The sequence below is a fragment of the Roseovarius pelagicus genome, from assembly GCF_025639885.1.
Classification (GTDB): domain Bacteria; phylum Pseudomonadota; class Alphaproteobacteria; order Rhodobacterales; family Rhodobacteraceae; genus Roseovarius; species Roseovarius pelagicus.
This window is the reverse complement of the sequence record NZ_CP106739.1, coordinates 95,178-116,436: the sequence shown is the minus strand read 5'-3', so window position 1 is coordinate 116,436 and position 21,259 is coordinate 95,178. Positions and strand designations below refer to the sequence as shown.

The window sequence follows — 21,259 nt, the reverse complement described above, 5'->3', positions numbered from 1 at the left end:
CTTTACCTGCCCGTATTTGGTGCGGCCCATGGCCTCCATGATCTGGACGCCGGCGGTCGCGGAAAAGACCATCTGGGGGTTCCAAGCCGAGCAACTGGAGTACCGCTTCACGGAGGGCGAGGACACCTTTGTCTGGGATTTCGACGCGCTTGCCGGCACGGACGAATTGCGTTTTGTCTGGCGCAGCGAAGGCGAAGTCGGCGAATCCTCGGGCGAGTACGAGGAGTTGGAAAACCAGTTGCGTCTGCAAATGCCAATCTCGACCCTCTTCGACGGGGTGATCGGTGTCCAGGCGAGCATGCCCGACGGCGCGCCGGATCGCTACAACGCGGTCCTTGGCGTCAAGGGTCTGGCCCCGCAATGGTTCGAGATCGACGCCGATCTTTACGTCTCGGATCATCCCTTCTTCCGGTTCGAGGCGGAATACGAGGCCCTTCTGACGAACCGCCTCATCCTGACGCCCAGCTTCGAGATGACCCTGCCGCTCAAGGACGATACCGCCCGAAATCAGGGGGCCGGCGGAGCGACATTCGAGATCGGCGCGCGCGTCAGCTATGATCTGATCGACCGTGCCGTTTCTCCATATGTCGGCGTCAATTACGAGAAGTCGTTCGGTGACACGTCCGATTTGATGCGCGCTGCGGGTGAGGACACGGATGCGTTTTCCGTCGTCGTTGGCGCACGGATCATGTTCTGAGACGTTCTGAAACGATGGCATCCCACAGATACAGACTCTGCTGGGGTGCCGTTGCCGCGCCTAGGGTTTGCTGACCTGCGGGATTGCGTCGCTTGCGATGGGAAGAATGACCGTTGCAAGCAGCCCTCTTGCCGCGCGGTTGCTCAGCGATACGTCACCACCATGCGCCCGGACAATCGTTCTTGCGATCGACAGGCCCAGACCTGTGCCGCCAGTGTTGCGCGATCTCGATTGTTCTAATCGGAAGAACGGCTCGAAGACGCGGCCGAGATCGGCCTCCGGGATACCCGGCCCGTCATCGGTGATCCTGATGAAAAGATCATCTTCAACGCGCTCAAAAGACAGACTGGCGCTGTCGCCGTATCGCAGCGCATTCTCGATCAGGTTTCGCAGGGCGCGTCGCATCGCGTTGGGGCGTAACCTCAGGAATATCTCATTTCCGTCTTCGATCTGGAAGGTGCCCAGCATGTCTTGCTGAAGTTTCCCGAGAAAAAAACGAATATCGACGATCTGCGGCTCCTCGGACGTCGCCATGCCGTGTGCGAAGGCCAGGGTCGTTTCGACCATCTCCTGCATTTCCTCGATGGACGAAACTAGACTGTCGCGAATTTCGTCTTGATCGACCAGCTCTGCATGAACGCGCAATGCGGTCAGGGGAGAGCGCAGGTCATGCCCGAGAGCGGCCAGCACACGCGTCCGGTCCGCCATATGGCGGGTCAGTCTGTTCTGCATGGCATTGAATGTCGCGATCAGGTCTCGCACCTCTTTGGGACCGGTCAAGGGCAGGGGCTCACCTGCGTCACCCCGCCCAAACCTTTCGGCTGCGCCCGCGACCCTTCTTAACGGTCCTGTCAAGCGGCTCAACAGAAACCAGAATACCGCGATCAGAACTATCGCTGCGGTGATTCCGAAGCTCAAGGTCGAAATGATGGGCCATTGTAACGGTGGACGATGGAACCGAGTGTCGACGTTCAGCCACCGGCCGTCTCCCAATGCCACCGAAAGCGTCATCTCAATGGTCGACAGGCCATCCTTCATCATCCTGAGATGCGTGGTTCCCCCACCGTCCGACATGTGAGCCAACGGCATGAGGTCCCCTTCTGCCTCATGCAATTCGATCCTGATCTCACGGTCGTCATCCGGCCCCAGCAGCGCCCGGATACGCGCTTCGACGCTGCCACCGCCCATGTGGTTCGTGTGATCCACGGACGGTTGGTCGGTGATGTCAAATCGGACCAGGGGCGAATCCGCCGCCCGCAGGATGGAATCCTGTAATTCGACCGGCGCTTCTTCTATGAGGCGGGCTACATTCGCCGCCCGGCCTGCCGCCTCGGATCCGAGCGCGGCACGGACTGCCAACCCGCGTTCATCTACGAAAAGCCAAAGGCTGATTGCCTGTGCTACAGCCAATGCGCAGATGATCAGCAGAAACAACTGACCGCGGAGGCTGTCGAGCAAGCGTACCATCACTCCAGTTCCTGGACGTTGGTAGCCAGACAATAGCCGCCTCCTCGTACCGTTGTGATGAGTTTCGGGCGCATGGGGTCGGTTTCGACCTTGCGGCGCAAGCGGCTGATCTGGTTGTCGATCGTTCTGTCGAAGAGATTGGGCGTTCTTCCCGACGTCAAGTCCAGCAGTTGATCGCGGCTCAGCACCAGACGCGGTCTCTCCAAAAGCACAGTGAGGAGTTTGAATTCAGAGGTCGTGAGTGTTTCCTCGTGACCGCTTTCGTCGACCAGGCTGGACCTGTCCGTGTCGAGTGTCTGGTGGCCGAATTTGACCCGGCGGCCGGTCAACTTGCCCCCGTGCGTCACGGTGCGGGAGGCGCGCCGCAATATGGCCTTCACGCGCGCGAGCAACTCGCGTGGATTGAACGGTTTGGCCAGGTAATCGTCCGCTCCAATTTCCAGGCCAACGATACGATCCATCTCTTCTCCCAGCGCCGTGAGCATCAGTACCGGGATCGTTCCGTTCGATGTCAAACGTCGGCAAACAGAAAGACCGTCTTCGCCGGGCATCATCACGTCCAGTACGATAAGGTCAAAGCGCCCCTTGGCCAAGTGCGCATCCATTTCGATGGCATCCTCGGCCTTGCTCACCCGCATCCCGTTCTTCTCGAGATAGCGCGAAACGGCGTTGCGGATTTCCAGGCTGTCGTCAACGACGAGGATATGGGGCATCTCGGTCATCCGGCGACAATAGCCATCTTCTGTATCAGCTTGTATCCGTTAATTGCCTGAAAAATGTAACGAAAGGTATCATGTAGCTCTTGTGTGACAGACCGATACAATCCGGCTTGGCAGGGCGATTGTGGTCTTGGGCCGACTTGCCATATTGGCATCACGACAACAAAAAAGGAACCTTCAAAATGAAGCGCAATATCATGCAGGCCCTCGCACTTGTCAGTGCCATTTCCGCCGGGGCGGTCGCCCAAGCAAATACCGGCTTCGTGACCGGTCACCACGAGTTGCCGGAAACGAACAATGCTGCCAACGCAACCTCGTCGACAAATGACGGTGTGCAACACATCGACCGATACAGCGACGGTACGCTCATTCCGAAAAAGGGCACCGATGTTCACCGGGGCACGTCGTACAATTCCGGCCTCAACACCTCCGGCAACCAAATGAGCGGGCCGCTTCCGTCTGAGGCCGGCAACGATCGCTGAGCACTGTGAGCACGGGTTCGCCTGGCGCGGATTCATTGCGCTGACAGTCTCGGCCGGGGGCAGCTCAGGTCCATGTCCTGTGGCTGCCCCTACAGGAAATACATCAAGGGATCGCTCGGGCCTGTTCTGTGGGCGGCGCTATCCTGCTACAACAATCCCCCAATTCGGAAATAAAGGAACGCTCCAATGTCACAACGTTTCACTCTCGTTCTCTCGTTGATCGCCGCAACCGGTCTCAGCGACGCGGCATACGCGCAAAACGATCACGGCCACGGTGCAAAATCGAAATCTGACGGTGGCGGCATGATGATGCAGGGCGGCGGTTCCGGCATGATGGGCGATATGTCCGGCATGATGGAGAAGATGCATCGGATGCACGGCAACGAGATGGGCGGCATGGGCCGCGGCATGATGGACGGCACCATGATGCAGATGCTCGATGCCGACGGTGACGGCAATGTGACGCCGCAGGAGATGCGCACGCAGATGCAGGCCAAGCTGACTGAGTACGATAGCGACGGCGACGGCACGCTGTCGATTTCTGAGTTCGAGACGCTGCACAGCGCGATGATCCGCGAGAAGATGGTTGACCGCTTCCAGCATCTCGATGCGGACGGCGACGGCGCCATCACGAGCGATGAAATGGCCGCGCCCGCCAAGAAGATGGAGCGCATGAAGAAGATGCACTCTGGCATGGGGCAGATGCAGGGTCAGCCAGGCAGCGGTCAAGGCATGGATTCTGAAATGAACAAAGCTGACGACACCACCAAAAATTGAGGACTGCGACGCCAGCCTCTGGTCGGCGTCGTCTCCACATTGGTGGAACAGTAGGTCGGCGTTATGGGTTTCGGAATGGGCGGCCTCTGGATGCTGTTGCTGGATACGGTTGACACCGCGTGAAGGATGGCACCTCGACAATGGCTTGACATTCCATCTACTGGAACCATTAGAGATGGAGGGAATCGAACATGAAACCGGCTGGGCACGGAAGGCACGCAGCATGTCGAACGCTGGATCACAGACCAAGCGGCTCGTTACTACGAAGTTAGGACCAAGCGCCGTTGTTGCGGGTCTGTTCATTATCTTTGCGCTGATCCACCTGTGGGTGACCGAAGAGGCCTTGGTGACGATTGCCGCATTGACGCTTGCATTGATCGGCGGGGCCTATATCGGCTTTGGCGCCTCGACCAGATCAATGGCGACCTTCTGTTTGGAACTCGGGGGTGCCGTATTCTATGCGGTTGTAGCACTTGCCGGGTTACTCTGGATCCCGCTTGCCTTGACGTTGGGGCTTGCCGCACATGCAGTCTGGGATCTTCTGCACCATAATAGCGCATTCGGCGCGCCGGTTCCGGACTGGTATGTCCCGCTCTGTGTCAGTTGCGATCTGCTCGCAGCTGAATTTCTCTTCGGTCTCTATCTGCCATGAGATGGGCCACATGACGCACAGGAATCTGATTGGAACGGTGCCGAAACTGGTCCTCGCTGGCGCGCTTGGAGTCGTTGCTGTGGCGTTGTTCATCGGTCCCTTGTCCGACCAAATCGAAAACCTGAACGGCGCGCGCATATCCGGCTGGGTGAATGGGGCAGGCGCATGGGGCCCGATCCTCGTCATTGCCCTGATGGCCCTCGCGATTGTCGCCTCCCCCATTCCAAGCGCGCCAATCGCTCTGGCGGCTGGCGCGGCATACGGACATACGATCGGGACCATCTACATTGCGGTCGGCGCCGAAATCGGGGCGATGGTGGCCTTCACCCTGGCAAGGTATTTGGGGCGTGATGTCTTGACCAGATGGTTCGGCGACAAAGTGGACAAGGGATGGCTCGGATCACAGAATGCGCTGACGGTCACGGTCTTCGCCAGCCGGTTGATGCCCTTCATTTCATTCGACATCGTCAGCTATGCGGCCGGGCTCAGTTGTCTGCATTTCTGGCGCTTCGCGGTGGCGACCCTCGCCGGGATCATTCCGGCCAGTTTCGTTCTCGCCCATTTCGGCAACGAGGCCGTCAGCGGAGAGACAGGGCGCGCCGCGTGGGCCGCAATCGGGCTTGGTGCGCTCACGCTGACCCCTCTCGTCATCGTGGCGATCCGGGAGCGTCTTGGAAAGCGGGCAGCGCATGACTGAACGCCGCATTTCCACCGTGCGCCCGTCCCCGGGTTGGCGAGCGGTGCGCCGACTTCTGCGGCGCGAGGTCCGCCGGACTTGCCGTCGGCATCTCGGCAATCGGGCGCTGCGCCTTGAGAATGGCGACACGCTACGCTGGCTGCCGGAAGAGATCGACAGCTTCCTTGCCACGTTGGAGCAGACAGTAGCGGACATGCGGGATGTCGCCGAAGTGCAGACCCTTCCCAACGCAGGAAGCCGCCTGATGGTGGAGCTTGCCATCTACACCATCGCCGCCGATGCGGCGCTGCGTCGGCACGAGGTCAGGGTGGAGTGCGCACATTCCGTCGTGGCCGATGTCGGCTGGGATCTCTACCGTCGACTGCTCCGGCTGTCATCCCTGCCATCCCGTATCGTCAGCCGCGATCCGGGGCGAAGGCTGCGCTGGACGATCCGGGCGTTGCTGATCTTCCCTTTCCGCCCCGTCGGTGCCCCGGGCTATGAAACGCGTGTCTTTCGCGATGGCGACGATCTGAACACCCATTTTACCCATTGCCCGCCGCAAACCTTCGCTCGGAAAGCCTTCGCACGCTACGAAGATCCCGAACTGCTGGAGGCATTTCGGCAGAGCTGGTGCCGGTACGATTGGCCCGGCGCGGACTTCATCGCCAGCGATGGCAAACGTGGGCATTACCAAAGGCCTCATACGCTCTCGGCCGGGGACCGGGTTTGCGATATGTGCTGGAAGGCGCAGGCCTATGGACAGATGAGCCGACCCAACGGCACAAGCCGATTCGACGAAAGGAACGTCTAGATGAATTCGGAATACAAGGCGAACAGCATCACGCTTGCCGGCGCAATCGCAATGGGCACGGGTGTGATGATCGGCGCGGGGATATTCGCCCTGACCGGGCAGATAGCACAGCTTGCCGGGCCGCTTTTCCCGCTGTCGTTCATCGCGGGCGCTATCGTCACCGCATTCAGCGCCTATACCTACATCAAGATGTCGAACGCCTATCCTTCGGCTGGCGGTATCGCGATGATCCTGCAAAAGGCCTACGGACCGACAACCGTTGCTGCAGGAGCAGCCCTGCTCATGGCGCTGTCGATGGTCATCAACGAAAGCCTTGTTGCACGGACCTTTGCCACCTATTTGTTGCGAGGCCTTGGCATGGAGCAATCCGGCTGGAAAGTGCCAGCCCTCGCCGTCGGCCTGATCGTCTTTGCCTATCTGGTCAATGCTGCGGGTAACCGATCCGTCGGGCTGTTCTCGATCGTGATGGCGATCATCAAGGTCGGCGGTATCGCACTTTTCGGGGCGGCCGCGCTCTGGGCGGGCGGCATCTCTTTCGAGGCGGCCACCGACCAGCAATCGACGCAGATCACCGGCTTTGTCGCGTCCGTGGCGCTTTCAATCCTCGCGTTCAAGGGCTTCACGACAATCACCAACAGCGGAGCCGAAGTCACCGAGCCGCACCGCAATGTCGGACGGGCGATCATCGTATCCATCGGTCTCTGCGTCATCGTCTATCTGCTGGTCGCCTTTGCCGTAGGGTCCAGTCTGACTCTGGAGCAGATCATCGCAGCCAAGGACTATGCCTTGGCAGAGGCCGCTGCCCCGACCCTTGGTCGAACCGGCTTTTACCTGACTGTCCTGCTGGCCATCGTCGCCACATCTTCAGGCCTGATCGCGAGCATCTTCGCGGTGTCCCGTATGCTTGCCATGTTGACCGACATGAAGCTGATCCCCCATAGCCATTTTGGTATGCCGGGGGCGATCCGCGACCATACGCTGGTCTACACCGTGGTGATTGCCAGCTTTCTGGCGATTTTCTTCGACCTCAGCCGGATCGCCTCGCTTGGCGCTTTCTTCTATCTGGTGATGGACATCATCATCCACTGGGGGGTGTTCCGTCACTTGAAGGAGGACGTCAAGGCGAGCGGATGGGTATTGCTCAGCGCGATCGCTCTGGATGCCGTTGTGCTGTCGACCTTCGCCGCTCTGAAATGGCAAAGCGACCCACTCATCGTGATTGTCTCGTTCGGTTTGATGGCAACTGTCTTTGCCTTTGTATGGCTGTTCCTGCGTCTTCGTCCGGATAATGAAGACCAGTCTCAATCACATTCTCACATGTAGGAGGGTCCGCAATGCTGGCCGCCGCGATTCCTTTCCCAGATATCGGCACGGAGCTCTTTGCCATCGATATCGGCACCTTTCACTTCGCGCTGCGCTGGTATGCGCTCGCCTATATCGTGGGCATTGTCATCGGCATGTGGATTTGTGTCCTATCCGCCAATCGGGCTGCGTTCTGGCCGATATCGGGTCCACCTCTGACGTCCAAGCAGGTCGAGGATCTGGCCACTTGGATCATCCTCGGGGTGATCATCGGCGGGCGGCTGGGTTTCGTGATATTGTATCAGCCCGAATATTACCTGCAAAACCCGCTGGAGATCTTTATGGTCTGGCAAGGCGGCATGTCATTTCACGGTGGTTTCATCGGTGTGATAATTGCGGGCACGGTGTTTAGCACCCGCCAGCGTGCTCCACTTCTTGGTACCGCGGACCTCCTGGCCCTGGCTACACCACCGGGACTTTTGCTCGGGCGTCTTGCCAACTTCACGAACAACGAACTCTGGGGTCGTCCAACTGACGTTTGGTGGGGCGTCATTTTCCCGGGACAGGCTGCACAAGCTTGCCCAGGCGTCACGGGACTGTGCGCGAGGCATCCGTCCCAACTCTATCAAGCGCTGCTTGAAGGGCTCCTCCTGGGAGGTCTGCTACTGATCCTAGCCTGGCGGCGCGGTTGGCTGAAATGGCCCGGTGCCGTCACGGGGACTTTCTTGGCGGGTTATGGTCTGTCGAGAGCATTTGTAGAGTTTTTCCGGCAGCCGGACATGCAATTCGTGTCCGAAGGGAACCCCATCGGACACGCGCTGCATTTCGGGACTGGCGGGCTGACGATGGGACAGACATTGTCGCTGCCGATGATCTTTGCCGGGCTGATGCTGATCTGGTGGGTTTTTCGAAAGAAAAATCGGGATCGCGGCCAAAAGGAACCCGAAACCGCGTAAACTTCGATCCGCCGACCTTGGCCGACCTTACGCGAGGAGTCCCAAACGCCACCTTATCCCAAAATGAGAATTAACTCATCCGACAGCGAAAGTTTCGGAATATGAAGATTTTCTGGTGCGGGCCCCTTCCTGATCCGCCCAGCCGTGTCATAATGCGAACCGTGGCAAGGACAGAACCAACCTCCGAAATCGCCGGAGCTGTTTCCAAGCGGAACACATCCCAGGTGGGTGCACACGCCGATCATGACCAGATACTCTTCGCGGCCCGGAACTGCCCGGTGCGCATCGGTGGCCGCGACGTCCCCATCGAAATTGGGGTTTCTCGCGATGGTGTCGGGAAGGTCGGCAACATTTTCGGAACGTGCCGCAGCAATTTCCTCTGTGGTTCGGTAGCGGATGAACACTGGCTTTCCCCGCCATTTTACAGTGAGTTGGGTGCCAGGTGTCATCCCGGAGATATCCACGCGGATACTTAGCAGAGCCCTGACATCAGCAGCAGGGTTCATCTGGTTGATCAGCGGCCAAATCGCCGCGCCCGTGGCCACCGCCCCTGCACCGGCAGTTGCATAATAAAGGAAATCGCGCCGCGCTGAATGGTCGGTAAGCTCTGTCATGATTTCTTATAGAGGACTCCAGTACCGAAAGCTCAAGAAGCTTTTTGTAATAGACTGTATCGCTATAAACTCGGCAGTGATCAGCCCCGCGTGAGTGGTCCAGGTTGAATGTTAATGCATGATTGACCTGGATTCCATCGGCATGATGGTTTCCGGGGCCGGTGGTCGATATTCCAAAGCACTATCGGATTGTTTGTGTTGCAGTGTTTCCTCCATTGTTCGATCAGGATTTGTGCTTCGCATAGCGAGTAGAAGACCTCGCCGTTCAGCAGCTCATACCTGAACCTTGCGTTGAAGCATTCACAGTAGCCTTCCTCCTAGGGCGATCCGGACTCGATACAGGCGGTCTTGACACCGACGGCTGCAGTAATGCCATTTCTTGTCATGATATCTTGAGCCTGCATTTCTTTCTCCCGCTTCACATCTGAAGAATCTGATGGTCTGTCAGGTTTATTGCCAACCAGCCTCAGTCGTGGGGCACCCCAAGCATTTCGGCATCTGCATGTTCCATCATCAATTGCGTAAGCTCGGGAATGTCCGTGTTAGACAATTTGGCCTGCTCTTCCGGGTCGTGCACAAAGGCAATAATATCGGCCAATTCCTGACCCGATAGATGAATCACATCGCCCAGCTCATAGCGCTGCATCATCACCATGCTTTCAGCGCCGCGCCACATACGCGCGGCAAAGTCGAAGGGATTCATAGGCCGGTCCATGAATCTGGCGTCCAGAGGTTGCGCATTCCTGCCCCCAACACCATTCACCGAATGGCAAACAACACATGCTTTCGAGACGAACAACAGGCGGCCTTTGGCAGCATCCATAGGAGGAAAGGTCAGACCCGTGGCCAATGTCGTGTCTGACGCCGCTGTTGCATGAGACGTGGCCTTGTCCGGAGTACCTGCAGAAGCGAGTGCACCAGCAATGGCGACTGCGGTGAAGGCCCCGATACGCAACCGAAGGGCATTCATCTCTCTTTACCTTCGCTCTTATCTGAAACCTGTGTGCCTGCAGCCCCGATTATGATCTGTGTGGCATCCTCAAGCCGCCCGATAGCTGCCAATCCACCCTCAACGGCGAATGCCGCTGCAGCGGCCAGTTTCGGGGCCATTGACCCTGCGGGTGCATTAAATTGCAGTGCGTCCTGCGGCGATAGCCACGTTTCCTTCGTTGCTTTGTCGGTTCCAAAATCCCGGTACACCGCGTCCACATCGGTCAGCAGAAGCAGCGCGTCCGCGCCCAGCCGTCGCGCGAGCAGCGCGCTGGCGGCATCCTTGTCGATCACCGCCTCGATACCGGTCATGCTCCCGTCGGGCAGGCGCAGCACCGGAATACCGCCACCCCCGGTGCAGATCACGATCACGCCCTGATCCAGCAACAGGCGCAGAACGCGCAGATCCGGGATGTCCTGCGGCGCGGGCGAAGGCACCACGCGCCGCCATTTGTCTCCGTCCTGCGCGATGCTCCAGCCGGCGGCTTTGGCGCGGGACTCGGCCTCGTCGCGGGAATAGACCGGACCGATGAACTTGGTGGGATTGCGAAACGAGGGGTCCTGACCGTCGACCACGACCTGCGTCAGCAGCGTGGCCACGGGATGCGCATGATCCAGGGCATTCTCGAGCTCCTGCTCGATCATGTAGCCGATCATGCCGCCGGTTTCGGCCCCCAGCACGTCGAGCGGATATGCCTCGTCGGGCTTGTAGGCCGCGCCCTGAAGTGCCAGCAGCCCGACCTGCGGCCCGTTGCCGTGGGTCACGACCAACCGATGCCCGGCGCGCACGACGTCTGCCAGCGCCGCGGACGCCGCGCGGACGTTGGCGCGCTGGTTCTCTGCGGTCAGGGGTTGCCCGCGTTGCAACAGGGCATTGCCGCCAAGGGCTGCGACCACCAGCACGACTAGTTCCCCAACGTGGCGACAAGGACCGCCTTGATCGTGTGCAACCGGTTTTCCGCCTGATCGAACACGATGGAGGCCGGACTCTCGAACACGTCCTCGGTCACCTCCATCGCCGTGATGTCGAAGTTTCTGGCGATGTCGGCGCCCACCTCGGTCTCGGCGTTGTGAAAGGCTGGCAGGCAGTGCATGAATTTTGTCTGCGGATTGCCGGTTTTCGCCATCACATCGGCGTTGACCTGATAGGGCATCAAGAGATTGATCCGTTCCTCCCATTTCTCCTTGGCCTCGCCCATCGACACCCAGACGTCGGTATAGACGAATTCGACGCCGGCCACGGCGGCATCCACGTCTTCGGTCAGGGTGATCCGTGCGCCGGTCTCGGCGGCGATGGCCTCGGCCTCTTCGCGGATGGCCTGGTCGGGCCACAGGCTTTCGGGCGCACAGAGCCGCACATCCATGCCCATCTTGGCCGCGCCGATCAGCAGGCTGTCGCCCATGTTGTTGCCCGCATCGCCCAGAAAGGCAAAAGCGATCTGGCTGATCGGTTTGTCGGAATGTTCCGTCATGGTCAGGAAATCGGCGAGGATCTGCGTGGGGTGAAATTCGTCCGTCAGCCCGTTATAGACGGGCACCCCGGCATGTTCCGCCAGGGTTTCCACGATGGGCTGGCCAAAGCCGCGATATTCGATCGCGTCATAGACCCGGCCCAACACGCGGGCGGTGTCCTTGACGGTCTCCTTATTGCCCAGATGCGACCCCGAAGGCCCCAGATAGGTGACATGCGCGCCCTGATCGTGGGCCGCCACCTCAAAGCCGACGCGGGTGCGGGTGCTGTCCTTTTCGAAGATCAGCGCGATTTCCTTGCCGGACAGGCGCGGCACCTCGTAGCCGCCGTATTTCGCCGCCTTGAGGTCGGCCGAGAGCTTCAGCAGGAAGCCAATTTCCTGCGGGCTGAAATCGCGCAAAGTCAGAAAGTGGCGGTTTCTCAGATTGTAAGACATGTTATTTTCCTTTTGTCAGATCGCGCCGCGGATGGTGGGGCAGCTCATGCAATGGCTGCCGCCCCGGCCCCGGCCCAGTTCGGCACCGGGGATGGCCAGCACCTCGATGCCCGCGCCCTTGAGTGCCGCGTTGGTGTCGTCGTTGCGGTCGTAGCCGATCACCACGCCGGGCCGCAGCGCCAGCACGTTGTTGCCGTCGTTCCACTGCTCGCGCGATTGTTCGGCCAGATCACTGCCGCCTGTCGGGACCAGATGCAGCTTCTTGAACCCCAGTATTTCTGCGGTGATTTCGAACAGGTGCCGGGCGTCGCGCCGGATATCGAGCGGGGCGTTCCCCGGTCCGGGGCGCAGGTCGTAACAGGTGATCGCGTCGGCCACTTCCTTGAACGTGGTCACGACATCGTTGCCGCAATGGGTAAACACCGTATCAAGATGCATCGCCGCGCGTGAGCTCGGCATCTGGCAGGCGATGACTCGGTGCACATCGCCACCCGCGAACAGCGCTTCGGCCAATTGCCCGACCGCCTGCGGCGTGGACCGTTCGCCCATGCCGACCATGACCACACCATGCCCGATCGGCATGATGTCCCCGCCCTCCAGCGTGGCGGCACCGAAATCCTGTGTCGGGTTGCCGAACCTCACCTTTGCCTTGCCCACGAATATCGGATGGAACCGATAGACCGCCGCCATCAGCAGCGTTTCGGGACGCCTTGCCGCGAAATGCATCGGGTTCAGGGTCACGCCGCCATAGACCCAGGCCGAATTGTCCCGGGTGAAGATGAAATTCGGCAACGGCGGCAGTACGAAACCGTTCAGGCCCAGATAGCTGCCGAACATGCCCGACGGGGTAAACGGCAGATCGCCGACCCTGATCCCGCCGACGAGGAACCGGGCCAGATCGGCCCCCGACATCGCCTCCATCCACGCGCGCAGTTCGGCACGCATGCCCACGCCGACGTCGTTGCGGCTGATGCGGTGGTCGAGCACCCAGGCGCGGGCGTCCGCGATGTCCAGCGTGTCGGCCAGCAGGGTCATGGCATCCAGCACCTCGACGCCCTCATCGCGCATGATGTCGGCAAAGACGCCATGGTCCCGGATCGCCTGCTTGACCCAGAACACATCGTCGAACAGCAACTCTTCGCGGTTGTCGGGGGTGAGGCGACGATGGGCGAGGCCGGGCGGCGAGACGATCACCTGCCGCAGCTTGCCGGTTTCGGAATGGACGCCCAAAGCGGGATCAGTCATTGGAATTCTCCTTGCAGATCAGAGGATCACGGCCACGCTCAGCGCGGCCATGATGAACAGCGTCAGGATCAGCAGCAGCGGCCAGATGAACACCAGCCAGCGGTCGAACGAGACCCGCCCGATCGCGAGCCCGCCGATCACAACGGCCGAGGTCGGCGTGACCAGGTTCACCAGCCCGCTTGCCGATTGATAGGCCGTCACCACCAGATCGCGGCTGACATTGGCGAAATCGCCCAGCGGGGCGAGGATCGGCATCGACAGGACCGCAAGGCCAGACGAGGACGGCACCAGAAAGCTCATCCCGATCTCGATCCACAGCATCAGGTTGATGAAGGTCACCTCGGACAGGCCGCCCAGCGTGTCGGCGGCACTGTTCAGGATCGTGTCGGCGATCAGTCCCTGTTCCATGATCACCACGATGCCGCGCGCCAGCCCGATCACCAGCGCCACGCCCAGCAGGTCCTTGGCCCCGTCGACAAAGGCCGATGTCAGCCTCTTCTCGCCCATCCGTGCAACCAGCCCGACGACGATGGCCATGCCGAAGAACAGCGCGCCCATCCGCGCCATCCACCAGCCCTGGCTGGATACGCCCCAGATCATCACGGCAAAGGTGCCGAAGAACAGCAGCAGCACCAGTTTCTGCGTGCCCGTGAGTTTTGGCTCGGTGAATTCGGCGTCGTCATCGCTCAGGAAAATCCGCCGGTGCGCGTCGCGCTGTGCTGCCACCACCGACCGGGACGGATCGGCTTTAACCTTCGCTGCATAGCGCATGACATAGGCGATGCAGGTCGCGAGACCTCCGATCAGGATGACCAGCCGCAGCGTCATACCTTGGGTAAATGGGATCGTCGCCGCATTGGATGCGATGACGGTCGCAAAGGGGTTGATGGTGGACCCCAGCGTGCCGATGCCGGCACCGATCAGAATAATCGCGACGCCGGTGACCGCATCAAACCCCGCGGCGATGACCACCGGGATAAGCAGCGCGTAAAACGCCAGCGTTTCTTCGGCCATACCATAGGTCGTCCCGCCCAGTGCAAACAGCGACATCAGAATCGGGATCATCCAGATTTCCCGCCCCTTCATGCGCCCCATCGCCGTCTGGATGCCGGTGTCGATGGCCTTGGTGGCATTCACCACACCGAGGAAACCGCCCAGAAGAAGGACGAAAAGCGCCACGTCGATGGCATTGGCCGCATAGCTATCGGGATCGTAAAATCCGGCCACTGGTGCCAGCATCACCTCCACGAACCCCTGCGGATTGGGATCGACCGTCTGGTAGGTGCCCGGCACGGCAATCTCGCGCCCGACCTCTTCGTTCATCACCCGGTCGTATTGACCCGCCGGAATGATCCAGGTGAGCGCGGCAACAAGGACGATCAGTGCAAACAGGATCGTGTAGGCGGTCGGGAAACAGGATGCCATGCCGTTGTTTTCAGGTGTGGGATCGGTCTGTTGATTGCTCATTGTGTCGCCCCTTTCTACTTATTGTGTTGCGTTGCGGGCCTGCGAAAGATTGGGGATAAAGGCAGGTGTGCGTGCCGCGTAGGCGTCAAACTGCGTGCCAAAAGTGGCGCGGGTTTCGCGCTCTTCCGAACGGGCAAGCCGTACATACATCCAGATCAGCACCGGATACATCGCGAGCGTCAGCAAGGTGGGCCATTGAAATAAAAAGCCCGTTAGAACCAGCACGAAGCCCACATATTGCGGATGCCGGACGCGAGCATAGGGCCCGCTGGTCGCCAAGGTGCCGCTGCGTCGGGCCTGGTAGAGGACCCGCCATGCGGTGGAAATCATCCAGAAGCCAATCCCGATCAGAATAAAGCTGATCATGTGGAAGGGACCGAAATGCGGGTTGGCCTGCCAGCCGAACAGCATTTCCGGCAGGTGGCCCGCATCGTGTGAGAACCAGTCGACGCCCGGATAGGCCGTCTGCAACCAGCCCGACATCAGATAGATGGTCAGAGGAAAGCCATACATTTCGGCGAACAAGGCAACCAGAAAGGCGCTGAACGCGCTGAAGCTGCGCCAGTCCCTTGGCGACTGTGGTTTGAAGAAGCTGAAGGCGAACATGATAAAGATTGCCGCGTTCAAAAGAGCGAAGAACCACAGGCCATAACCGGGTGCATCCGTCATGATTTGTCACCGCCCCCATGGCCGCCATGACCGCCGTGCATAAACAGATGCATCACACCGCAGCCCAACAGCAGCAGGACCAGAAATCCATTGCCGGCAAAAATGTGAACGCGGTGCTCGAACCCCAGAAGCAGGGCTGCGATGATCAGCGCGATGATCAGACTGATCCCGAAGCGTGATTTCCAGAAGGGTTGCTGTGGTTCCGGCTGCTGCGCAGGATCAGAGTCTGCCGGTTGTTCGGAGGCGCTGTGTTTTTCATGTTCCACTTGGGGGATAATCCTCTCTATTTTGGTGGTCAGTGCACTATACCGCGATCAGAATTTCAGCCGCCGCAGCCGCAGGGCATTCAGAACGACTGACAAGGAAGATGCGCTCATCGCGAAGGCGGCGAAGATCGGGCCAATGAGGATGCCGAGGAACGGGTACAGAATGCCCGCCGCGATCGGCACACCTGATGCGTTGTAGATCAGCGCGAAGAACAGGTTCTGGCGGATGTTGCGCATGGTCGCATGGCTCAGCTTGCGCGCCCGCACAATGCCGTCGAGGTTGCCCTTGACCAGTGTGAACCCGGCGCTTTCGATGGCCACATCGGCGCCGGTGCCCATGGCGATGCCGACATCGGCCTGTGCCAGGGCAGGGGCGTCGTTGACCCCGTCGCCGGCCATGGCGACCTTCTTGCCCTGCTCCTGCAGCTCGCGAATGATGCGGGCCTTGTCTTCGGGCAGCACATCGGCGCGGATCTCGTCGATGCCCAGACGGTTGGCGACCGCCTGCGCGGTGCGCTCGTTATCGCCGGTCGCCATGATGATGCGAAAGCCAAGCTCGTGCAGTTCCTTGAGTGCCTGGGGCGTGGTTTCCTTCACCGGGTCGGCGACGCTGACCAGTCCGGCGATGGCACCATCGAGCACGATGAACATGACCGTCTCGCCCTCGTCGCGCCGCGCATTGGCGGTATCGACCAGCGCGCCGCTGTCCAGTCCCATGTCATGGATCAGTGCGGCATTGCCGAGTGCGACCGCCTTGCCATCGACGACGCCCTTGACACCCTTGCCGGTCACCGCCTCGAACTCCTCGGCCTTGGCAAATTCGACGCCGCGTTCCTCGGCACCGCGCACGATGGCTTCGGCCAGCGGGTGTTCCGACCCGCGTTCAAGAGACGCGGCGAGGCGCAGAACCTCAGCCTCGTCATGGCCGTCCTCGGGTAGCACCGCGACAAGTTTGGGCTTTCCTTCGGTCAACGTACCGGTCTTGTCCACGATCAGCGTGTCGATCTTCTCGAACCGCTCCAGCGCCTCGGCGTTCTTGATCAGCACACCCATTTGCGCCCCGGTGCCTGTCGCCGTCATGATCGACATCGGCGTCGCAAGGCCAAGCGCACAAGGGCAGGCGATGATCAGCACAGCAACCGCCGAGACAAGGCCATAGGCCATCGCAGGAGCAGGCCCCCAGATCGACCAGGCGATGAACGACACAATCGCGATGGCGATGACCGCCGGCACGAACATTCCCGCCACCTGATCGGCATATTTCTGGATCGGCGCGCGGCTGCGCTGTGCGTTAGCGACCATCTGCACGATTTGGCTCAACATGGTATCGGCCCCGATGCGGGTGGCCTCGATCACCAGACTGCCGGTGCCGTTGATCGTCGCCCCCGTCACCGGCTCCCCCGCGACCTTTTCGACCGGTACGGGTTCGCCGGAAATCATCGACTCGTCCACCGAAGAGCGACCCTCGACCACCACACCATCCACCGGCACCTTGTCGCCGGGGCGCACGCGGATGTGATCGCCCAGCTGCACCTGGTCCAGTTCGATTTCCTCTTCGGTGCCACCGGGGCGGATCACCAGTGCGGTTTTGGCGGCCATGTCAAGCAAAGCGCGGATCGCCTTGCCGGTGCCTTCGCGGGCGCGCAGCTCCATCACCTGACCCAGCAGGACCAGCGTAACGATCACCGCCGCAGCCTCGAAATAGACGCCCACGTTGCCGTTCTCGTCCCGAAATCCTTCGGGAAATATCTGCGGGGCAACAACCGCGATGATACTGAAAATATAAGCGGCACCGACCCCCATGGAAATCAGACTGAACATGTTCAAGTTCAATGTGCGGAACGACTGATAACCACGTTCGAAGAACGGCCAACCCGACCAAAGGATCACTGGCGTGGCCAGTACAAGCTCAAACCAGAGTGACGTGCGCTCTCCCAGCAATTCCATGAAAAACGTGAAGCCCACAAAGGGTCCCATTGCCAGCACCAGAAGCGGCACCGTCAGAACTGCGCCGACCCACATCCGCCTGTTGAAATCAACCAGTTCAGGGTTCGGGCCATCATCCTCAAGGCTGACGGTTTCAGGTTCCAACCCCATGCCGCAGATCGGGCACGACCCCGGGCCGGGGTGACGCACCTGCGCATGCATGGGGCAGGTAAAGATCGTGCCGTTGTAGCCTTCCGGCACTGTATCGTATTCGCCGTCCTTTACCCCGACGGTTGCCGCACCATGCGCATGGGCGTGACCGCTGTGATCAGTATGGCCGTCCTGCGCGGCTTCTTCACCTTCAGCGACCAGAAACATACCGCATTTCGGGCAGGACCCTTTTTCGGTGCGGCGCACCTCGGGGTGCATTGAACAGGTATAAACGGTGCCTGAAAAGCCCTCTGGCACCATATCAAGGCTTTCACCATCATCAGTTGTTTTGCCAAATTGACCTTTGGTGACACTCATCTTATGCTCCTACTATGACGCGGTTCTGCACGTTCGGTGCAGCACGGCGTTCAATGAAAAATCATGCCATCAATGTGAAACCCTGCATCGACATGCAGGACTTCTCCCGTGATGGCAGTTGTGTGGTCGCTGGCCAGCAGCAGCGCGGCGCGCCCCACCTCGTCGGCGGTAACGCTGCGGCGCAGGGGTGATTTGGTCTCGGTCTCGTGGATCAGCTCATCGAAGTGTTCGATCCCCGACGCCGCGCGGGTCTTGACCGCTCCGGCAGAAATCACGTTGACGCGAATGCCTTTTGGCCCCAACTCATGCGCCAGATAGCGCACCGAGGCTTCAAGGGCGGCCTTTACCGGACCCATCACGTTGTAATGATCGACCATCTTTTCCGCACCCAAAAAGCTGAGCGTCGTCAGGCTGCCGCCCCGATGCATCAGCGGTTCGGCCAGTTTCGCCATGCGGATAAAGGAATGGCACGACACTTGCATCGCCTGCACGAAACCTTCGGCAGAACAATCGGTCAACCGCCCGTGCAGATCAGCCGCCGGCGCCCAGGCGATGGCGTGCACCAGAAAATCGAGCCGTCCCCAAGTATCGGCGATGCTGCCAAAGACCGCCTCAAGCTGGCTGTCACGCGCCACATCGCAGGGCAAGAGGATAGCGGCGCCCACGGACCGGGCCAAAGGCTCAACGAAAGGCCTTGCCTTGTCGTTAAGATATGTCAGAGCGAGGTCAGCCCTGGCTGCGTGGCAGTTGCGCGCTGCCGCCCAGGCCAGGCTGTGTTCATTGGCGATGCCGACAATCAGCCCTTTCTTGCCAGTCATGTCCAGCAACCGGACGGGATCGGGAGCAAGTGTGGCGTGCGTCATTCCGCAGCCTCCGCGAAGGTTGCTGTAGCGGATGGCGCGCAGCAGTCCTGTTCAGATTGGGGTGTGGCGGCAAGGCTTGTCTCTGCCAAAAGGGATGGTGTGCCCCGCATATTGCTGCGGTCGAGCATCAGTGCGGCCAGCGCCAAAGAGGCCATCCGCGCTGATGCAGGATCGGCGCGCGATGTCAGAACAACCGGAGCTGATAACCCCAGCGCAATGCCTGCGGCCACCGCTCCGGCCAGATATTCAAGGGCCTTGGCAAGGATATTGCCCGACACCAGATCGGGCACCAGAAGGATATCCGCCGCACCGGCCACGTCTGACAGGATGCCCTTTTCATGCGTGGCCCTTGCCGAGATCGCATTGTCGAAAGCCAGCGGGCCGTCTACTCGCGCGCCAACGATCTGGCCGCGCCGCGCCATCAGGGTCAGGCAGGCGGCATCGAGTGTCGACGCGATCCCGCTTGTCACGGTCTCGACCGCCGAGAGAACGGCAACGTGCAGTTCGGGAACACCAATCGTGTGAAACAGATCAATCGCATTCTGGCAGATCTGGCTCTTGGCGGCCAGATCGGGGGCGATGTTGATCGCCGCGTCAGTAATCCCGATCAGCCGGTCATGGCCGGGGACATCGATCAAAAAGACGTGGCTGCACCTTCGACCGGCGACGCGCAGACCGAATTCTCGGTCCAGCACCGCCCGCATCAGAACATCTGTGTGAATGTTGCCTTTCATGACAATATCCGCATCACCCTGCCGAACCATGCGCACCGCCGTCGTTGCGGCTTCGCCATCAGATCCCGCTTCGACGATCCAGCCGGGTTGCGGCGTCCAGTTCAAGGCGCGGCACAATCGCCGCGTCTCGTTTGGATCGCCGATCAGTCGCGGTTCAACAAAACCCGCTGCGGCAGCATCCCGTAGAGTCTCCAGAACGACAGACTGCGCACCATCTACAACGGCAACACGAACCGGTGCCAGATCACGCGCCCTGTCGACAAGCCCCTGAAGTTTCGATGCTTCGTGCGCCATAGTTCAGCCCTCCATCCAGGCAGGTTGAGGCATCCGATCAGCAGTGAGGTGTGCGGCCACATGGCGCGCGATCATCTCCTCCTCGTCAGTTGCGCGGACTTCGACTGTCACGCGGGCACCTGGTGTTGAAATCACCCTGTCACCCGACTTGTTCGCGTGACTGACAAGGTTGATCCCAAGGTAGCCAAGGCCGGCACAGATCCTGCCGCGTATTTCGGCTGAGTTCTCACCAATTCCGCCAGTGAACACGACACGGTCAAGGCCACCAAGTGCGCCGGTCAGTCGTGCAAGATGCAGCCGCGCCTGATAGTAGAAATACGCGACCGCCTCGGTGGCGCTTTCCTCGCGGCTTTCCAGCAAATCCTGCATGTTCCGGCTGATCCCGGAGAGACCCAAAAGCCCGCTCTGGTTATAGAGCACATCAACCAGTTCACCCGGCTGCAAACCTTTTTCCTGCAATAGATAAAGCAGTATACCGGGGTCGAGATCGCCCGCTCGCGTCCCCATCGGCAAACCTGCGATGGTCGAAAAGCCCATGCTCGTTTCAACCGGTTTACCACCCTGGATTGCCGCCAAGGACGCGCCGTTGCCCAGATGTGCAATGATGATGCGTTCAGAATTAACGTTCACGCCATCCTTGCGCAGCGACTTCATGATGTATTCATAGGACAGGCCGTGAAAGCCATAGCGCCGAATTCCATCGGCGGCATAGGCGCGGGGCAAAGCCGTTATTCGCGCCAAGCGGGGCAGGTCGTGATGGAACGACGTGTCGAAACAGGCCAGCTGCGGCAGATCGGGCCGGGCAGCCTGCACCGCTTCGACCCCGGCAAGATTGGGCGGCATGTGCAGCGGTGCCAACGAACTTAGCCGCCGCAATCGTGCCAAAAGGGCGGGTGTGACGCGCTTGGGGCAATCACATTCCGGCCCGCCGTGTACAAAACGATGGCCAACCGCAACCAGATCGAGCGACCCCGGCAGGCTGGCAATCGCGCTGAGCAACCGGGTTAGCGCCGCTTCGTGACTGTCGAGCCTACCCGGCTCGTCAAGCACCACCGTCCTGCGCGCATCGCTCAACTGAAAATGCGCACCCGGAAGGCCGATCCGGTCGATGGCCCCAGACCATAACCGTCTGGGGCGCCCAGACGCGGTGAACAGCGCAAATTTCAGTGAGGACGCCCCGGCGTTGAGCGTCAGAATAACCTGATCAGGCATCG

Annotated in this window: 22 protein-coding genes and 1 pseudogene; 8 read left to right on the top strand and 15 right to left on the bottom strand. The window is 60.3% G+C overall.

Annotated features, from left to right (window positions below):
- Window positions 1-28: 28 nt before the first annotated feature.
- A complete protein-coding gene (locus N7U68_RS20680) occupies window positions 29-697 on the top strand; it encodes a copper resistance protein B (RefSeq protein ID WP_263049232.1) in 669 nt (222 codons plus the stop codon).
- Between the two features lie 60 nt (window positions 698-757).
- Here N7U68_RS20680 and N7U68_RS20675 read toward each other — a convergent pair whose 3' ends face one another.
- Together N7U68_RS20675 and N7U68_RS20670 are read right to left on the bottom strand one after the other, a co-directional pair.
- Entirely contained in the window at window positions 758-2,164 is a 1,407-nt protein-coding gene (locus N7U68_RS20675) for an ATP-binding protein (protein WP_263049231.1), read from the bottom strand.
- Window positions 2,164-2,886, bottom strand: coding sequence for a response regulator (locus N7U68_RS20670; RefSeq protein WP_263049230.1), 723 nt, complete (start codon window positions 2,884-2,886; stop codon window positions 2,164-2,166). Before N7U68_RS20670 ends, N7U68_RS20675 begins: the two co-directional genes overlap by 1 nt.
- A 179-nt stretch (window positions 2,887-3,065) precedes the next feature.
- Between N7U68_RS20670 and N7U68_RS20665 the strand changes: the two genes are divergently transcribed.
- From N7U68_RS20665 to lgt, 7 genes are all read left to right on the top strand, one after another.
- Complete coding sequence (locus tag N7U68_RS20665; RefSeq protein WP_263049229.1) at window positions 3,066-3,365, top strand: hypothetical protein; 300 nt, start codon at window positions 3,066-3,068, stop codon at window positions 3,363-3,365.
- 186 nt (window positions 3,366-3,551) lie between these two features.
- Complete coding sequence (locus N7U68_RS20660) at window positions 3,552-4,142, top strand: EF-hand domain-containing protein (RefSeq protein ID WP_263049228.1); 591 nt, start codon at window positions 3,552-3,554, stop codon at window positions 4,140-4,142.
- A gap of 145 nt (window positions 4,143-4,287) precedes the next feature.
- The gene (locus N7U68_RS20655) at window positions 4,288-4,794 is read left to right on the top strand and encodes a DUF6010 family protein (protein WP_263049227.1); all 507 of its coding nucleotides are present in this window, start codon (window positions 4,288-4,290) and stop codon (window positions 4,792-4,794) included.
- A gap of 10 nt (window positions 4,795-4,804) precedes the next feature.
- Window positions 4,805-5,491, top strand: coding sequence for a TVP38/TMEM64 family protein (locus N7U68_RS20650; RefSeq protein WP_263049226.1), 687 nt, complete (start codon window positions 4,805-4,807; stop codon window positions 5,489-5,491).
- Window positions 5,484-6,284, top strand: a complete 801-nt coding sequence (locus N7U68_RS20645) for an L-2-amino-thiazoline-4-carboxylic acid hydrolase (protein WP_263049225.1) — start codon at window positions 5,484-5,486, stop codon at window positions 6,282-6,284. Before N7U68_RS20650 ends, N7U68_RS20645 begins: the two co-directional genes overlap by 8 nt.
- The gene (locus N7U68_RS20640; protein WP_263049224.1) at window positions 6,285-7,607 is read left to right on the top strand and encodes an APC family permease; all 1,323 of its coding nucleotides are present in this window, start codon (window positions 6,285-6,287) and stop codon (window positions 7,605-7,607) included. It begins immediately after the preceding gene.
- 11 nt (window positions 7,608-7,618) lie between these two features.
- Window positions 7,619-8,542 (top strand): prolipoprotein diacylglyceryl transferase, encoded by a 924-nt coding sequence (gene lgt, locus N7U68_RS20635; protein ID WP_263049223.1) that lies wholly within the window; start codon window positions 7,619-7,621, stop codon window positions 8,540-8,542.
- A gap of 53 nt (window positions 8,543-8,595) precedes the next feature.
- Here the strand turns inward: lgt and petA are convergent, their stop codons facing one another.
- The 13 genes and pseudogenes from petA to N7U68_RS20570 all read right to left on the bottom strand — a co-directional run bounded on the left by petA (window position 8,596) and on the right by N7U68_RS20570 (window position 21,257).
- Window positions 8,596-9,156 carry a ubiquinol-cytochrome c reductase iron-sulfur subunit gene (gene petA / locus N7U68_RS20630; RefSeq protein ID WP_263049222.1) on the bottom strand — a complete coding sequence of 187 codons (561 nt, stop codon included), beginning with the start codon at window positions 9,154-9,156 and terminating at the stop codon, window positions 8,596-8,598.
- Between the two features lie 111 nt (window positions 9,157-9,267).
- Window positions 9,268-9,521 (bottom strand): annotated as a pseudogene (locus tag N7U68_RS20625) (integrase core domain-containing protein); the annotation flags it as partial.
- A gap of 101 nt (window positions 9,522-9,622) precedes the next feature.
- Window positions 9,623-10,126, bottom strand: a complete 504-nt coding sequence (locus tag N7U68_RS20620) for a c-type cytochrome (RefSeq protein WP_263049221.1) — start codon at window positions 10,124-10,126, stop codon at window positions 9,623-9,625.
- On the bottom strand, window positions 10,123-11,049 hold the full coding sequence (gene arcC / locus N7U68_RS20615) for a carbamate kinase (RefSeq protein WP_263049220.1): 927 nt from the start codon (window positions 11,047-11,049) through the stop codon (window positions 10,123-10,125). The genes N7U68_RS20620 and arcC overlap by 4 nt, the downstream gene beginning before the upstream one ends.
- 2 nt (window positions 11,050-11,051) lie before the next feature.
- Window positions 11,052-12,053 carry an ornithine carbamoyltransferase gene (argF, locus tag N7U68_RS20610; protein ID WP_263049219.1) on the bottom strand — a complete coding sequence of 334 codons (1,002 nt, stop codon included), beginning with the start codon at window positions 12,051-12,053 and terminating at the stop codon, window positions 11,052-11,054.
- 15 nt (window positions 12,054-12,068) lie between these two features.
- Complete coding sequence (locus N7U68_RS20605; protein WP_263049218.1) at window positions 12,069-13,298, bottom strand: arginine deiminase; 1,230 nt, start codon at window positions 13,296-13,298, stop codon at window positions 12,069-12,071.
- Window positions 13,299-13,316: 18 nt separating this feature from the next.
- Complete coding sequence (locus N7U68_RS20600; RefSeq protein WP_263049217.1) at window positions 13,317-14,765, bottom strand: YfcC family protein; 1,449 nt, start codon at window positions 14,763-14,765, stop codon at window positions 13,317-13,319.
- 18 nt (window positions 14,766-14,783) lie between these two features.
- On the bottom strand, window positions 14,784-15,434 hold the full coding sequence (locus N7U68_RS20595) for a methyltransferase family protein (protein ID WP_263049216.1): 651 nt from the start codon (window positions 15,432-15,434) through the stop codon (window positions 14,784-14,786).
- Complete coding sequence (locus N7U68_RS20590) at window positions 15,431-15,700, bottom strand: DUF2933 domain-containing protein (RefSeq protein ID WP_263049215.1); 270 nt, start codon at window positions 15,698-15,700, stop codon at window positions 15,431-15,433. The genes N7U68_RS20595 and N7U68_RS20590 overlap by 4 nt, the downstream gene beginning before the upstream one ends.
- Before the next feature lie 48 nt (window positions 15,701-15,748).
- Window positions 15,749-18,055, bottom strand: coding sequence for a copper-transporting P-type ATPase (locus N7U68_RS20585; protein WP_373323019.1), 2,307 nt, complete (start codon window positions 18,053-18,055; stop codon window positions 15,749-15,751).
- 149 nt (window positions 18,056-18,204) lie between these two features.
- Window positions 18,205-19,017, bottom strand: coding sequence for an enoyl-ACP reductase FabI (gene fabI / locus N7U68_RS20580; protein ID WP_263049214.1), 813 nt, complete (start codon window positions 19,015-19,017; stop codon window positions 18,205-18,207).
- Entirely contained in the window at window positions 19,014-20,045 is a 1,032-nt protein-coding gene (locus tag N7U68_RS20575) for a bifunctional enoyl-CoA hydratase/phosphate acetyltransferase (RefSeq protein ID WP_263049213.1), read from the bottom strand. The genes fabI and N7U68_RS20575 overlap by 4 nt, the downstream gene beginning before the upstream one ends.
- Window positions 20,046-20,048: 3 nt before the next feature.
- On the bottom strand, window positions 20,049-21,257 hold the full coding sequence (locus tag N7U68_RS20570; RefSeq protein WP_263049212.1) for an acetate/propionate family kinase: 1,209 nt from the start codon (window positions 21,255-21,257) through the stop codon (window positions 20,049-20,051).
- Window positions 21,258-21,259 lie beyond the last annotated feature (2 nt).